The sequence below is a fragment of the Micromonospora chalcea genome (assembly GCF_028768405.1).
In the GTDB taxonomy this organism is placed as follows: Bacteria; Actinomycetota; Actinomycetes; order Mycobacteriales; family Micromonosporaceae; genus Micromonospora; species Micromonospora chalcea.
This window is the reverse complement of the sequence record NZ_CP118233.1, coordinates 5,471,337-5,483,456: the sequence shown is the minus strand read 5'-3', so window position 1 is coordinate 5,483,456 and position 12,120 is coordinate 5,471,337. Positions and strand designations below refer to the sequence as shown.

Sequence of the window (12,120 nt, the reverse complement as noted above, 5' to 3'; positions counted from 1 at the left end):
GCGCGCACAGCGTACGTCGCGAGGCTGTGTAACCCCACACACGCAGACGCGGCCCCGCCGGTTCACCTGTGGCCCCGGCCACCCGCGAGCACGCTCGCTTGTCGGCCTGTCACCTGCGTGCTGTCATGGATTCATGTCCACGGGTGAGGAACTGCTCCGGTCGAGGGGCCTACGGGTCACGCGACCGCGTCTCGCCGTGCTGGACGTGCTCTCCGCCGGTGGGCACCTGGAGGTCGACGAGATCACCCGCCGGGTCCGTCAGCGGATCGACTCCGTTTCCACCCAGGCCGTCTACGACGTGCTCGGCGCGCTGTCCCGGGCCGGGCTGTCCCGCCGGATCGAGCCGGCCGGCAGCCCCGCGCGGTACGAGGCGCGGGTCGGCGACAACCACCACCACGTGGTGTGCCGGGGCTGCGGCGAGATCGCCGACGTCGACTGCGCGGTGGGCAGCGCGCCCTGCCTCGACCCGAACGTGGCGCACGGCTTCGAGCTGGACGAGGCCGAGGTGACCTTCTGGGGTCTCTGCCCGGCCTGCCAGTCGCGCCGCTCCGCCGACGACTGAGCGAGCACCGAGGGCGCCGCACCGAGGACACCGACCCGGGGGTGACCGGCGAAGACCGTGGCACTCTTGATCGGTGGACACTGACGACCTCGGCCTGTTCGGTCCGGGTTCGGTCACGTGGAAGGTGCACGAGGAACCGATCCTGATCGTCGCCGGCCTGCGCTCGCTCTACCTCCAGGCGCTGCATCCGCGTGCGATGGCGGGCGTCGCGCAGAACAGCAACTACCGCTCGGACGCCTGGGGCCGGCTGGTCCGCACGGCGACGTACGTGGGGACGACGATCTACGGCACCACGGCCGAGGCGCAGGCGGCCGGGCGGCGGGTGCGTGCGCGGCACGCCCGGATGCGCGCCACCGACCCGTTCACCGGCGAGGAGTTCCGCGTCGACGAGCCGGAGCTGCTGCGCTGGGTGCACGTCACCGAGATCGAGTCGTTCGTGAGCACCGCCCGGCGTGCCGGTCTGGCGCTCACCGACGACGAGGTGGACGGCTACTACACCGAGCAGCGCCGGTCGGCGGCCCTGGTGGGGCTGGACCCGGACGACGTGCCGGGCACCGCCGCCGAGGTGGCCGACTACTACCGGGACGTACGCCCGCAGTTGCGGATGACCCGGGAGGCGGCCGAGACGGCGCTGTTCCTGACCGCGCCGCCGATCCCGTGGAAGCTCAGCCTGCCGGCGCGGGTCGGTCTGAATCTGGGGCCGCCGCGCTGGGCGTACCTGGGTATCGCCGCCACCGCGCTGGGGATGCTGCCGCCGTGGGCGTTGCGGCTCTACGGCGGGCTGGGCCTGCCCACCACCGCGCTGTCGGCGGACCTGAGCGCGCGGGCGCTGCGGCTGGCGCTGGCCGCCGTGCCCCGGCGCTACCGCGAGGGCCCGTTGCAGCAGGCCGCGAAGGAACGCGCCGCGCGCCTGGCCGCGGCCTAAAGGCGACCCGCGTTCAGGCCGGGTCGGCGAATCGCTCGACGGCGGACCAGGGCTCCTTGCCGGGGGTCTGCGCGCCGGTCGGGCAGGTGCGCCGGTAGTCGCACCAGCCGCACCGCGGCCCCGGCTCGGTGGGGAACGCCGCGTCGGGGTCGGTGCCGTCGGCCACCGCGCGTTCGGCGGCCATGATGTCGCGGGCGGTGTCCTCGGCGCGGGTGAGCTGCCGATGCAGGGACTCCGGCGTGTGCTCGTGCGCGGCGACGGTGCCGGTGGGCAGGTGGTGCAGCTCGACCCGGCGGCACGGCTTGCGGAATACCCGCTCGGCCGCGTATGCGTAGAGCGCGAGCGCCTGCGAGCCGCGCGCGTCGTCGGTGTCGAGGCCGGTGCGACCGGTCTTGTAGTCGACGATGACCAGCTCGGGCCGCCCGTCCGGGCCGGGGCGCGAGTCGATCCGGTCGGTGCGGCCGTTGAACGCGAGCACCGCGGTCTTCACCGCGACGACCCGTTCCACGCCGACCGGCTCGTCGGCCGGGTCGAGGCCCGCCACGTAGCTCTCCAGCCAGGTCAGCGCCCGCCGGAAGGCGTCGCGTTCCTGCTCGTCGTCGCGGTAGCCCTCGCGGACCCAGGTGCCCTTGAGCAGCGTGCCGAGCACCTCGGGGCGGCGGCGGTCGGGGGCCAGCGCGTACCAGTTCTTCAGCGCGGTGTGGACGCTCGCGCCGAGCGAGTTGTGCGCCCACGGCGGGCCCTTGGGCGGCGCGGGCCGGTCCACGTAGGCGTAGCGGTAGCGGCGGGGACAGTCCGCGTACGCGCCGAGTTTGCTCGGTGTGCAGACGAACAGGCGCTCCGGCATGCCCTCGAAGCCGAGCTGCTCGGACTGCTCGGCGCGCGGTCGGGGAGCCCGGGAGCCACTGGCTGCTGACTGTCGTCGCACCCCTGAGATCCTGCCACCCCGGTACGACAGCGGACGAAGCGCTCAGGCGTTGTTGAGGTACTGGGTCACGAACGCGGCGATCGCGTCGGCGATGAGCTGCACGGCGATGGCGGCCAGCAGCAGGCCGGCGATGCGGGTCAGCACCTCGATGCCGCCGGGGCGCAGCACCTTGACGATCCCGCCGGAGAAGCGCAGCACCACCCAGACGGTGACCATCACCGCGACGATGGCCAGCCCGATGGCCAGGTAGTCGACGCCGCCGCCGGCCTGCTGGACGAAGAGCATGGTGGCCACGATGGCGCCCGGCCCGGCCAGCAGCGGGGTGCCGAGCGGCACCAGCGCGATGTTGGAGGTGACCTGCTGGCTCGGGTCGTCCGACTTGCCGGTCAGCAGTTCCAGCGCGACCAGGATCAGCAGCAGGCCGCCCGCGGCCTGGAGCGCGGGCAGGTCGACGTGCAGGTACGCCAGGATCGTCTGCCCCGCCACCGCGAAGATCACGATGACCCCGAGCGCCAGCGCCACGGCCTGCCAGGCGGCCCGGTTCCGGTCGCGCGCCGTCAACGGCCCGGTGAGCGCGAGGAAGATGGGCATCATTCCGGGCGGGTCGACGATCACCAGCAGGGTCACGAAGACCTCGCCGAAGAGCTTGAGATCCACGCGGACACGGTAGCCGTGCCGCCGGAGCGCTTCAGCTCGAAGCGACAGGGGTCACCCCGCGGGCCAGCGCGACGATCCGCTCGTACGCCTCGGGTCCGGTGGTGTGCGCGCCGAGCCGGACGGTCTTGTGCGTGCCGTGGAAGTCGGACGAGCCGGTGACCAGCAGCCCGAGCTCGGCGGCGAGCCGGCGGACGTGCTCCCGCTCGGCCGCGTCGTGATCCTCGTGGTCGGCCTCCAGGCCGGCCAGGCCGGCCGCGGCCAGGTCCGCGATCAGCTCGTCCGGCACGATCCGGCCGCGCCGGCTGGCTCTCGGGTGGGCGAAGACGGGCACGCCGCCGGCCGCCCGCACCAGCGCCACCGCGCGGAACACCTCGATGTCGTCCTTGGGCAGCCGGTACCGCTCGCCGAGCCAGTCCGGCCCGAACGCCTCGCTCGTGGTGGCGACCAGTCCGGCCCGGATCAGCGCCTGCGCGATGTGCGGGCGGCCCACGGTGCCGCCGTCCGCGCCGGCCAGGATCTCCGTCCAGCTCACCTGGATGCCGTCGGCCTGGAGCAGCCGCACGATGCGCTCGCCGCGTTCCTCGCGGGCCTGCCGGACCCGGGCCAGCTCCGCGGCCAGTTCCGGCTCGGCCGGGTCGAAGAGGTACGCGAGCAGGTGCAGCGGGATCGCCGGCTCGACGCCGAACCAGCGGCAGGAGATCTCCGCGCCGCGGATCAGGGTGAGGCCGGGCGGCAGCGCGGCGACAGCCGGCGCCCAGCCGGCGGTGGTGTCGTGGTCGGTGAGCGCCACCACGTCGAGCCCGGCGTCGGCGGCGGCCCGGACCAGCTCGGGCGGGGTCAGCGTGCCGTCGCTGGCGGTGGAGTGGGTGTGCAGGTCGATGCGGGCCGGATCGCTCACCCGCCCGACGCTACGCGCCTTCCGGAGCGGCGGGGACGTCGGCCACCACCACCGGCCGGTCCCCCGGCGCCAGCCCTTCGACAGGCGACGCCGTGGGCCGGTCCCCGGCCAGCACCCGCTCCGGCTTGACCCGGACCAGCCCGCCGGTCGCGTCCACGTGCAGCGCCACGCCCGCGTGGGTCCAGGCCACGTCGCCGGCCAGCACCGGGCCGGCCGGGTGCGCGGCCGGGGAGGCGCCCGGGTCGGCCAGGTCGACCAGCAGGGCGGAGCGGGCGTTGCCGTTCGCGAGCAGCCACCGGCCGTCGGCGGACACCCCGCCGAGTCCGTCGGCGGCCAGCTTCACCCCGCATCCGGTACGCACCGGCGCGAGGTCGCGGGCCGGGTCGAGCAGGGCCAGGCAGTGCTGCCCGGGCCGGTCGGCGGTGATCAGGCCGACCAGGCGGCCGTCGGGCCGGGTGCCGTAGACGGCGCGCACGTCCGGGTTCGCGGGCGCCGGCTGCCCACCGAGCGCGCGTTCCCAGACGCTCACCCCGCCCTCGCCGGGCTGCTGGATCAGCACGGCGTCGCCGGCGAACCCGACCGGCACGGCGCCGTCGGGCGCGGGGGTCCGGACCGGCGCGATGAGCTGCCCGGCGACCACCCCGGCGGCGATCACCTCGGGGCCGTCCCGCCAGGCGACCTGCCGCCCGTCCGGGGAGATCGCGACCGCCTCCGCGGCGGCGAGCATGACCTGCGGCGCGGTGCCGTTGGCCGGCACCCACCAGAGGGTACGACCGGCGGCGGTGGCGGCCGAGGTCATCAGCCAGCCCTCGCGGTCGTGGACGCGCTGCGCCCGTTCGACGCCGCTGACCCCGGTCAGCTGCCGCCGTTCGCCGCCACTGGTGTCCAGCCGGTCGCCGACGAGCAGGTCGAGTTCGGCGCGGACCGGCCCGAAGCGGGTGATCGGGGGCCCCGAGGCCAGCGGGGACGGGGTGAGCCCGGGCGGGTCGCCGAGCACGACTGTGGGGGTGCCGCCGTCGCCGCCGGAGGCGCTGAACTGGGCCACGCCGGTGGTGACGAACACGGTGGCGACGCCGGCCAGGGCCAGGCCGGTGAGCGTACGCCGCCGGCCGGTGCGGCGTGCCCGGCGCAGCACCTCTCCGGCCGGGTCGACTGGTAGCGGCCGGGACGTGGCAACGCGGCGGGACAGCGTCTCCCGCAGCGCCCGCTCCAGCTCGTCGTCGCTCACGGCCAATGGACGCTCCGGGCCACCGGTCCGGTTGTCACAGTCGTGCCGGATGCCGGTCATCGGCTCTCCGCCGGGATCGGAACGGCGGGGCGGACCGGGGCCGCCGGTGGCGGTACCGGCCGCGGCACCCGGGCTGCGGGTCGCGGCGCCGGGGTCCTTGGCACGGACTGCTCGTTTCCGCGCGCGGGCGGCCCCGGCCGGCCGGCCGGGGCGGGCGGCGGAGACGCGGGCTCGGGCAGGCTCAGGGCCGCCTCGGAGCCCAGGCGGCGACGCAGCGTGTTGAGCGCCCGGGAGGTCTGGCTCTTGACGGTGCCCGGGGAGATCTCCAGCAGCGCGGCGGTCTGCGCCTCGGACATGTCCTCGTAGAAGCGCAGCACCAGTACGGCCCGCTGCCGGGCGGGCAGCGCCTGCAGGTGCCGCCAGAGCGCGTCCCGGTCGAGTTGCTGCTCGATCTCGTCGACGCCGGCGTGCTCCGGCAGCACCTCGGTGGGGCGCTCGCCGTGCCAGCGGCGCCGCCACCAGCTGGTGGACGTGTTGACCAGGACCCGGCGGGCGTACGGCTCGATGGCCTCGATCCCGCCGAGCCGCTTCCAGGCCAGGTAGGTCTTCGTGAGCGCGGTCTGGAGCAGGTCCTCGGCGGTGGCCCAGTCACCGGCGAGCAGGTAGGCGGTGCGCAGCAGCGCGCCGGACCGGGCCGCGACGAATTCGCGGAACTCCTCCTCCAGCGGATCTCTGCTCACCACGCTCATCTCCCCCCGTCCTGCCTGGCAGGATGCCACGGCCCGGTCGGTCAGGTCGATGGCGGAAGGTGTGCAGTTCATCCGATGTTCGGACGAAAACTTTCAAGCTCCGTCGTCGGCCTTCGCCTCGTCGGCCTCCTTGCCCAGCCGTGCCTCGACCGCCTGCGGCTCGTACATCTCCTCGACCACGCGCAGGTAGAGCTCGTTCGGGTTGGGCAAGTTCTTGATCACCCGGAGTGCCTGTTCCTGGCCGGCGGACTCCAGCACGAACGTGCCGTAGTTGAGCGCGCGGCCGGTCGGGCTCTGCTCGTACTTCATGTCGGTGACCCGGGTGAGCGGCATCATCGCGACCTGGCGGGTGATGATCCCGTTGACCACCATCACCCGCTTGTTGGTGAGGATGAACCGGTCGTACCACCAGTCGGCGACCTTCCAGGCGACCCAGCCCATCACGCCGAACCAGAGCAGCACGGCGACGGTGGTCAGCGCGCCGACGTCCCGCCCGGCGAGGAAGCCGGAGAGGTAGCCGAGCACGAACGTGGCCGCCACGCCGACGATGATCGGGGTGGTGAGGTGGATCCAGTGCCGCTTCCACTCGCCCCGGTAGCGCTCGGTGGGGAAGAGGTAACGCGCCACGAGCGAGCTGGGCTCGTCCTCCAACGGCAGCACCCGGCGGGGTGCCATGCCGGTGGCGTCGGACCGCAGCCCGGCCAGCTCCTCCTCGGAGATCGGCTGGTCCGGGAAGCCGTCCGGATCCCGTGCCCAGGCCCGGCCGGACCGCCCCTCACCGGTGTACGCGCTGCCGTAGCCGGCGTCGTCCGCGTCCGCGTACGGGCCGGGGCCGTAGGCGCTGGGCGGCTCGTCCGGGTCGATCCGGGGGATCGGCTCGGTGTCGCGCTCCCGGCGTGCCCGGTCGGGGTCGTCCGGGTCGAAGGGTGGACCGGAGGGGCTTCCCATGGGCGGCTAGGCGACGAGGTTGGTGAAGAAGTCGCCGAAGCCCTGCGCGATGTCCATGATGCCGCCGCCGAGAGACTTGAAGACGTCGGCGGCGGAGTTGGGCCGGTACGCAACGAAGAAGATCAAGAATGCGATGCCGGCCCAGGTGAGGACCTTCTTGACCATAGCGGGCCATCCTCTCGCGCGGCGCCGGGTCCGTTTACCGCAGCGGCACCCAGAGTATCAGCATGGTGTCTTACCGTGAATATCTGCGTCCGCTCTCCGACTCACCGGTGCGGGCGGTCAGGCCCGTCCGTGCAGGTACGGAGACGGTGCGCCGTACACGAGTTCGGGCGGTGTCCACTCGGTGAGGTCGTGCAGCACGACTTCTTCCGCGAGGAGGTGACCCGCACTCGCCGGCCAGGCTATCGCATGGAGCCACATTCCCCGAGCCTCGCCGGCGTACGCGCTTCGATCCGTTTCGGAGCGTACGAGCCACAGTGGAGTCGGATGGCCGCCCACGCGGATCTTCGCGTGCGGCAGCCGCTCGGGATGACCAGGGCCGGGATCGGTCAACGCCTCCTCCACCTGGGGACCGGGATCGGGGCCGGGCAGTCCCGCGAAGCGGGAACCGAGACCGATGCCGGGTTCCTCGGCGACGAAGATCAGGTCGGCCGGTCCACCGTCCAGCGGGGCCGGTCCGGCGCAGGCGACCAGCGTGGCCCGGACTCCAGCGCGTTCGTCGCCCGCCCAGGCCACGCCGGTGAGCGTCCAACCCGGTGGGAGCGGCCACGGGCACCACAGCGGCATCCGGAGCCGGCCGGTCGGGTCGGGGTCGGCCGCCATCCGCTCGACCACGCTGGCCATGATCTCGTCGTTGATGCGCTCGGGCACGTGCAGCGGCGCGACCGGGCCGCAGCGCAGGCACCGGTGCTCGGCGTGCATCAGGTCCGGCTCGCGTACCGGCCCGGCGCATCTCGGACAACTCACCGCGACAGTCACACCCTCACCGTCGCCCCCGCACGGCGGGGCGTCAAGCGGGGCGGGCCGACCGGCGTGGGATTTCCGTCCGGTGGTGGAACCGCGGCGTCAGTCCGGCGGCGGCCCGGCGTACGACCGGATCCAGGCGTGCATGGCGATGCCGCTGGCCACGCCCGCGTTGATGGACCGGGTCGAGCCGTACTGGGCGATCGAGAAGAGCGCGTCGCAGGCCGACCGCGCCACCGGGGACAGGCCGGGTCCCTCCTGACCGAAGAGGAGCACGCAGCGGCGCGGCAGCACGGCGGTCTCCATCGGCCGTGAGCCGGGCAGGTTGTCGATCCCGACCACCGGCAGGCTCTCGTCCCGCGCCCAGGCGACGAACTCCTCGATCGTCGGGTGGTGCCGGACGTGCTGGTAGCGGTCGGTCACCATGGCGCCCCGGCGGTTCCACCGCCGCCGCCCGACGATGTGCACCTCGGCGGCGAGGAAGGCGTTGGCGTTGCGGACCACGGTCCCGATGTTGAAGTCGTGCTGCCAGTTCTCGATCGCCACGTGGAACTCGTGCCGCCGCCGGTCCAGATCGGCCACGACCGCCTCGCGCCGCCAGTAGCGGTACCGGTCCACCACGTTGCGCCGGTCACCGGCGACGAGCAACTCCGGGTCGTAGCGCGGGTCGTCCGGCGGGTCACCGGGCCACGGTCCCACACCCACGTCGAGCTGGTCGTCGGTCACGGTTGCCGAGGGTACGGCCCGGCGGCGCCGCGCGTCAGCGCAGGTCGAGCGCGCCGCCCAGCCGGTCGAGGAAACGCCGGTCGGCGGGACTCGGCGTGGTCTGCCCGGCGCGGCACACGCGGGCGGCGACCGACTCCACCCACTGCCGGTACGCCGCCGAGTCGGCCGGATCGGCGCGGCGGCGCAGCACCCGTACCGCGGCCCGGGCGGCGGCCAGCAGGTCGACCAGGTCGGTCAGGCGCTCGTCCCGCTCGGTTGCGCCGTCGTGGCGGGCGTAGATGGCGGCCACCACGGCGCGGACGAGATCACTGTCGAAGGCGCGTCCGGCGGCCACCGCGTCCAGACCGGCGAGGCCGGCGGCGACACCGCGCGGCGGACGCCCGGGCCCGGGCGCCGCGGCGGCGACCAGCACGCGGCCGGGCAGGTCGGTGAGCAGGTCCCACTCCGTCGCGGAGTACGCGGCGGTGGTGAGCGGCGCGGCGCGGCGACCGGCGGAAGGCGGCTCTACGGCTTCGGAGTGGCTCATGGGCACCTCCAGCCCGAGCATATGCCTCCGGACGAGATCCGGGCCCCGTCCCCGCCGAACGGAGAACGAGGCCCGGTGAGCCGGACGGACGCGGGTCAGCGCGGCTCGGGGAAGCTGGGACGCTCCGGGTCGACGCCGTCCGGGACGGCGGCGGCCGCGTACTCCTTCTTGGGGACCATGACCTTGCGGCGGAACACGCAGACCAGCGTGCCGTCCTGGTTGTAGCCGCGGGTCTCGACGGCGACCACGCCCCGGTCGGGCTTGGAGGCCGACTCCCGCTTGTCCAGGACCGTCGTCTCGCCGTAGATGGTGTCGCCGTGGAACGTCGGCGCGACGTGCCGCAGCGACTCGATCTCCAGGTTGGCGATCGCCTTGCCGCTGACGTCCGGCACGGACATGCCGAGCAGCAGCGAGTAGATGTAGTTGCCGACCACCACGTTGCGCTTGAACTGCGAGGCGGACTCGGCGTAGTGCGCGTCCATGTGCAGCGGGTGGTGGTTCATGGTGAGCAGGCAGAAGAGGTGGTCGTCGTACTCGGTGACCGTCTTGCCCGGCCAGTGCCGGTAGACCGCGCCGACCTCGAACTCCTCGTAGTAGCGGCCGAACTGCATCCTTGTCCCCTTCGACAGGCGGCGATGGAGTTCGGCACAGCATGCCTTATCGCTTGTTAAGGCGAGGTGCGGGGCGCTCACGCGGCGGAAATGTCACACCGGGGGCCACCGAGGTCCGGACGCAATGAGCGGCGGGGCCCTCCCCGGCACCCGCCGCCCACGCTCTGATGCGAAGAATTCTGCCGTACGGCGCACCACATCAACAGAGACGGAGGTCACATTTACCTTTTCGTAACACTACGGAAAGTCACCGACGCACTGTCGGTAAGCGATCTCCGCAGGCTGGATAGATGCTCGTCAAGCCCGAAGTTACTGATTCGTAGCCAGAACTGTGCGTGATCTCCTTGGAAACGCTCCCATCACGTCCCGTCACGCAAGTGCGGCATGCATTTGCGTTCCGCACGAGCGGCCCGCACAGATAGAGTTCGATGTGCCCAGGGTCACCGTCCGGGCGCTGTGCGTTTCGCCCCCACCGTGCCGGGAATTCGGACGGACTGACCCTGGTTCCACCGGGCGTACGACAATCCGCGGTGATCGGAGAGAGCAATGGCAACGGTTGAGCTGACCACGGCCAACTTTGACGAGGTGACCGGCCAGGACGGGATCGTCCTGCTCGACTTCTGGGCGGACTGGTGCGGCCCGTGCAAGCGCTTCGCCCCGGTCTACGAGCGGTCCTCGGAGAAGCACCCGGACATCGCCTTCGGCAAGGTCGACACCGAGGCGCAGCAGGAGCTGGCGGCGAAGTTCAACATCAGCTCCATCCCGACGATCATGGCGATCCGTGACGGCGTGATCGTGTTCGCCCAGCCGGGCGCGCTGCCGGAGTCCGCGCTGGAGAACCTGATCGAGCAGGTCCAGGCGCTGGACATGGACGACGTCCGCAAGAAGCTGGCCGAGCACAACCACTGACGTACCCGACGCCGCCGGACGACCCCGCCAGGGGCCGGCCGGCGGCGTTTCCACGCCCGCCGCACCGCCGGGACGGACAGTGAGGAATGGCCGACTGAGGGACACTTTCGGCCGCTTCACTCCCGTATCGTCACCATGCGATGGAGACCTTGACCGCCCGCGGGCGCGCGGTCCGAGTGGGCGCCACCCTGCTCGGCCTGGCGCTGCTGCTCCTGGGCACCGTGCGCGGCACCGACGACGACTTCCCGTTCGGGCCGTTCCGGATGTACTCCACCTCCGACCCGCCGAACGCGCCCGCCCCGGACACCCGGGTCGAGGGCGTGGACCGCACCGGCGCGGTGGTCCCGCTCGGCCAGGACGCCACCGGCATCCGCCGCGCCGAGATAGAGGGCCAGCAGAACCGCTACGCCGCCGACCCGAGCCTGCTGCGGACCGTCGCCGACGCGTACGCCGAACGCCACCCCGACGCCCCCGACCTGGTCGAGGTGCGCATCGTGGTCCGCTGGTTCGACATCCAGGGCGGCCGCCCGACCGGCAGGTGGACCGACGAGACGGCCGTGCGCTGGGAGACCGGCGGATGACCGCCTGGCTGACCGAGGCGGTCCCGCGCGGCCGGATCGCCGCGTTCCGCACCCTGGTCTACCTCTTCGTCGCCGCCGACCTGGTGGTGTTCACACCCTGGGTACGCACCCGGGTCGACGTGCCCGGCGACCTCTACCAGCCGCTGCTCGTCGGCCGGCTGCTCCCGCTGCCCACCCCCACCCCCGCCCTGGTCGGCGTGGTGTTCTGGGCGCTGCTGGTCACCGCGCTGCTCGCCGCCACCGGCCGGGCGCACCGGCTGCTCGGCTGGACGGTCTTCGCGCTGTACTTCGAGTGGATGATCGTGGCGATGAGCTACGGCAAGGTCGACCACGACCGCTTCGCGCTCCTCGTGGCGCTGGCCGTGCTGCCCACCGCCGGCCGCGCCCGGCACGGCGACCCGACCCGTACCGAGGCGGGCGGCTGGGCGCTGCGGGTCACCCAGATCTCGGTCATCTGCACGTACTTCCTCGCCGCCTGGGCCAAGTTCCGCTTCGGCGGCCTGGACTGGGCGAACGGTTCGGTGCTGGCCCGCGCGATCATCCGGCGCGGCACCGACCTCGCCGACCTGATCGCGCAGGTGCCGCACCTGCTGATCGTGGCGCAGTTCGGCATCCTGGCGTTCGAGCTGCTCAGCCCGCTGGTGTTCGTGCTGCCGGCGCGGTGGCGGACGATGACCGTCGGCTTCTTCTACTCGTTCCACCTGGTGACCATCGCGACGATCACCATCTCGTTCGCGCCGCACCTGGTGGCGATGACCAGCTTCCTGGCGCTGGAGAAGGTCCGTCCGGTGGTGTTCGTCCGGCGCCTGCTCGGCCGTCCGCCGCCCGCCGCGCCGACGGCGCCCGCGACGGCGCCCCTCTCGCCGGCACCGGCCCCCGACCCGTCCTCGACCGCGCCCGCCTGAC

The 12,120-nt window shown here is 73.1% G+C and carries 16 protein-coding genes; 5 read left to right on the top strand and 11 right to left on the bottom strand.

The genetic code is table 11. The features are described from left to right. The first annotated feature begins 133 nt into the window (after positions 1-133). On the top strand, positions 134-562 hold the full coding sequence (locus PVK74_RS24745) for a Fur family transcriptional regulator (protein WP_030501115.1): 429 nt from the start codon (positions 134-136) through the stop codon (positions 560-562). Positions 563-635: 73 nt separating this feature from the next. Next, positions 636-1,487 (top strand): oxygenase MpaB family protein, encoded by an 852-nt coding sequence (locus PVK74_RS24740; protein WP_274477340.1) that lies wholly within the window; start codon positions 636-638, stop codon positions 1,485-1,487. Positions 1,488-1,500: 13 nt separating this feature from the next. Here the strand turns inward: PVK74_RS24740 and PVK74_RS24735 are convergent, their stop codons facing one another. The 11 genes from PVK74_RS24735 to PVK74_RS24685 all read right to left on the bottom strand — a co-directional run bounded on the left by PVK74_RS24735 (position 1,501) and on the right by PVK74_RS24685 (position 9,724). Beyond that, positions 1,501-2,334 (bottom strand): RecB family exonuclease, encoded by an 834-nt coding sequence (locus PVK74_RS24735; protein ID WP_274479316.1) that lies wholly within the window; start codon positions 2,332-2,334, stop codon positions 1,501-1,503. A gap of 123 nt (positions 2,335-2,457) precedes the next feature. Beyond that, positions 2,458-3,072: a MarC family protein gene (locus tag PVK74_RS24730; protein ID WP_064447588.1), complete on the bottom strand. Its 615-nt coding sequence runs from the start codon at positions 3,070-3,072 to the stop codon at positions 2,458-2,460. A 31-nt stretch (positions 3,073-3,103) separates the two neighbouring features. Beyond that, positions 3,104-3,970, bottom strand: a complete 867-nt coding sequence (locus PVK74_RS24725; protein WP_064447587.1) for a PHP domain-containing protein — start codon at positions 3,968-3,970, stop codon at positions 3,104-3,106. A 10-nt stretch (positions 3,971-3,980) separates the two neighbouring features. After that, positions 3,981-5,198 (bottom strand): TolB-like translocation protein, encoded by a 1,218-nt coding sequence (locus PVK74_RS24720; RefSeq protein ID WP_223201248.1) that lies wholly within the window; start codon positions 5,196-5,198, stop codon positions 3,981-3,983. Between the two features lie 56 nt (positions 5,199-5,254). Then, on the bottom strand, positions 5,255-5,947 hold the full coding sequence (locus PVK74_RS24715) for a SigE family RNA polymerase sigma factor (protein WP_064447586.1): 693 nt from the start codon (positions 5,945-5,947) through the stop codon (positions 5,255-5,257). Between the two features lie 93 nt (positions 5,948-6,040). Continuing rightward, entirely contained in the window at positions 6,041-6,895 is an 855-nt protein-coding gene (locus PVK74_RS24710) for a PH domain-containing protein (protein WP_043326880.1), read from the bottom strand. A gap of 6 nt (positions 6,896-6,901) precedes the next feature. Next, a complete protein-coding gene (locus PVK74_RS24705) occupies positions 6,902-7,060 on the bottom strand; it encodes a hypothetical protein (protein ID WP_013283898.1) in 159 nt (52 codons plus the stop codon). A gap of 117 nt (positions 7,061-7,177) precedes the next feature. Further along, entirely contained in the window at positions 7,178-7,864 is a 687-nt protein-coding gene (locus tag PVK74_RS24700; protein WP_307189064.1) for a TFIIB-type zinc ribbon-containing protein, read from the bottom strand. Positions 7,865-7,963: 99 nt separating this feature from the next. Further along, a complete protein-coding gene (locus PVK74_RS24695; RefSeq protein WP_043326883.1) occupies positions 7,964-8,587 on the bottom strand; it encodes a TrmH family RNA methyltransferase in 624 nt (207 codons plus the stop codon). 34 nt (positions 8,588-8,621) lie between these two features. Next, the gene (locus tag PVK74_RS24690) at positions 8,622-9,113 is read right to left on the bottom strand and encodes a hypothetical protein (RefSeq protein ID WP_043330668.1); all 492 of its coding nucleotides are present in this window, start codon (positions 9,111-9,113) and stop codon (positions 8,622-8,624) included. A gap of 95 nt (positions 9,114-9,208) precedes the next feature. Further along, a complete protein-coding gene (locus PVK74_RS24685) occupies positions 9,209-9,724 on the bottom strand; it encodes a MaoC family dehydratase (RefSeq protein ID WP_013283894.1) in 516 nt (171 codons plus the stop codon). A gap of 546 nt (positions 9,725-10,270) precedes the next feature. Between PVK74_RS24685 and trxA the strand changes: the two genes are divergently transcribed. From trxA to PVK74_RS24670, 3 genes are all read left to right on the top strand, one after another. Beyond that, a complete protein-coding gene (gene trxA, locus PVK74_RS24680) occupies positions 10,271-10,633 on the top strand; it encodes a thioredoxin (RefSeq protein ID WP_018789069.1) in 363 nt (120 codons plus the stop codon). A gap of 140 nt (positions 10,634-10,773) precedes the next feature. Beyond that, complete coding sequence (locus tag PVK74_RS24675) at positions 10,774-11,214, top strand: hypothetical protein (RefSeq protein ID WP_064447585.1); 441 nt, start codon at positions 10,774-10,776, stop codon at positions 11,212-11,214. After that, complete coding sequence (locus tag PVK74_RS24670) at positions 11,211-12,119, top strand: HTTM domain-containing protein (protein WP_043326888.1); 909 nt, start codon at positions 11,211-11,213, stop codon at positions 12,117-12,119. The genes PVK74_RS24675 and PVK74_RS24670 overlap by 4 nt, the downstream gene beginning before the upstream one ends. The last annotated feature ends 1 nt before the right edge of the window (position 12,120 follow it).